The organism is uncultured Campylobacter sp., assembly GCF_938031315.1.
Taxonomy (GTDB): domain Bacteria; phylum Campylobacterota; class Campylobacteria; order Campylobacterales; family Campylobacteraceae; genus Campylobacter_B.
The window spans coordinates 1-2,234 of sequence record NZ_CALHHT010000202.1 but is presented as its reverse complement, the minus strand read 5'-3'; the positions used below and the strand labels follow the sequence as shown (position 1 = coordinate 2,234).

Below are 2,234 nucleotides of genomic sequence, written 5' to 3'. Positions count from 1 at the left end.
CTTCGTAGCAGCGAAGCTTAAAACTTTTGCAATTACCGGGAAGCGCTGTTCGTCCAAGAAGCTAAAATCGCCGCTTTGCGCGCCCTGCGAAAGTGCGTCAAAAAGCTCTTTGCCGCCGAAAAATGCGAGCGTACCTAAGATTATGAGCGAGCACACAAGCGGCAATAGCGAGAGCAAAATAAACTTGCGCGTAAAAAAATCCTGCTTTGCCAAATTAAAAATTCTACCCATGTATGCTCCTATTTGCGTTATTTTAGCGACTTTTGCGACGGAATTTGAGCTGAGATTTATTTTGACTGCCGCACCGCGCCTCATCAATCCGCTCGCTTGGCTCAATCTCTTGCTTTAGCCGGACCATCTCGCCTTATGATACGAAATTTATGCTTTGATCGCTCGCCCGTCCGCGTTTAATTTGCTCGTTTATCGTGTGTAAAAAAAGAGGCTAGATCTAGCTTGGTTTTTGCCTGCTGCGAATATTTATTTGCTTGCTGCGCGGAATTTTGCCACTTGTATGCAAGCAAAGCATTGCGTAAAATTTTAGGTACAAAACTGCAGAATTCTAAATCAAAGCCCTTTTTTAAAATTCGCATGCCGAAATTTTATAGATGAAATTTCAAAATTTCAAAGGTAAATCCCGCGCGCAAATCCAGACTTCACTTCGTCGCGTCGTAGATCTTTTGCAATTGCTCGTAAATTTCGTTTGCGCTTACTGCGCCTTTTGATAGCACCTCGATTAGCACCTCGTTATCTTCAAGGTCTCCCCAGATTTTGCGGTAGCTGCCCTCTTTGTAACCGTGGTCTTGGCGGAATTTATTCAGCACGTTTTTGCCGATATATTTTTCAAATAAAATATCGAGGCTCACGCCACATTTAATCGCAACGCGAAAAAAATCGGTCAGCAGCTCGCCGATTTGCAGCTCAAAGCCGCTTGTTTCGTGGATTATGAGCTCGATGTCGTTTACGATTTCGTAGATGCTGTATTCGCGCACGTCGTAGGCGTAGGAGCTAAACTCCGCAAACCCACTCACTGCCGTGACGTCGCTTACGATGTGATCGATGTCTTTGCTGCCGTAATATTGCTCTAAAATATAGCTCATCACGAAGTGCCAAATATCAACGATCTCGATGACGATATTATTCACGTCCGGCGCTGCAGAGATATTTTTCCAATGCTTCCACGCAAAGCTATCGATGAGCTCTGCGCATTCCATGTAAATGCAGCGCTTCCAGTTGATAAGTTTGCCGTTTTTTGTATAGCCGTCCTCCCAGCCCACGCCATTTGTTTCGTCGTTTAGGGCTTGCTGCATCAAAAACATCTCTTTTACTTTTTTATAATTTTCCATAAAAATTCTCCTAATTTTGGCTCGCGATTATAGCTAATAAAAGAAAATCATTGTATAATTTAGCAAAAAGGAGGCTTAAAATGTGTGCCGCTCAGGATAAATTCGACGAGTTTTTAGGCAGGATGAAACTTCTATCTCTCGGAGTTTTGCGCAATAATCTGCCATATTGCTGCAGTGCATTTTATGCCTACGATCCGCAAAATAAGGAGCTCATCATCGCAAGCGCGAGCGACTCCGAGCATATCAAAGCAGTCTTTGCCAACCGCGGAGTTGCGGCTACGGTCGCGCTGGATACGAAATTTGTAGGTAGGATCAAAGGCGTGCAGATTTGCGGCCATATCCGTAGCGCGGATGAGCGCGAAACCTCGCTATATCTTAAGCGCTTCCCGTTTGCGCGCGCGATGGAGACTGATTTTTTTACGATTAGAATCGATTGGATGAAAATGACCGATAATACTCTAACTTTCGGCAAAAAGCTAATTTGGGAGCGCTAGCTCGCTAAGAATATTGTCTATTTATATTTTGCGAAATTTTAAACTTTGCGAGGATTAAATTTTATCTAGTAAGATTTTGAAATTTGCATAAATTCTATCTTGTCTATTTTTCAAAGAATTTCACCATTAGATCCGCTTTAAAATTTCCGCTCGGTTGGTTTTTGGAATTTTACAGCATGGAATTTAGCGTAAAATTTCATCTTGCAAGCGGGGATTATCGCAAATTTTATTACCTTAGAAGCGGAGCTTGCCGCATAGAATTTTGTGTGAAAATTTTAAAATTCTAAAATTTGACTTTTTAGCCTGGTGCGCGAGCTTAGCTCTGCCGCTTTCTGATTTCGCTTACTAGCCGTCCGCCGATCGCGTAGTCGTCAGTGGATATTTCATCTATCGTAAC

General features: G+C 42.8%; 2 protein-coding genes and 1 pseudogene. 1 reads left to right on the top strand and 2 read right to left on the bottom strand.

Annotated elements, in window-relative coordinates:
- Both Q0236_RS05190 and Q0236_RS05185 read right to left on the bottom strand, forming a co-directional pair.
- Positions 1–231 (bottom strand): annotated as a pseudogene (locus Q0236_RS05190) (hypothetical protein); the annotation flags it as partial.
- Positions 232–653: 422 nt separating this feature from the next.
- The gene (locus Q0236_RS05185; protein WP_297915767.1) at positions 654–1,343 is read right to left on the bottom strand and encodes a dUTP diphosphatase; all 690 of its coding nucleotides are present in this window, start codon (positions 1,341–1,343) and stop codon (positions 654–656) included.
- Positions 1,344–1,423: 80 nt separating this feature from the next.
- Here Q0236_RS05185 and Q0236_RS05180 point away from each other — a divergent pair, with 80 nt between their 5' ends.
- Positions 1,424–1,837, top strand: a complete 414-nt coding sequence (locus Q0236_RS05180) for a hypothetical protein (protein ID WP_177386822.1) — start codon at positions 1,424–1,426, stop codon at positions 1,835–1,837.
- The last annotated feature ends 397 nt before the right edge of the window (positions 1,838–2,234 follow it).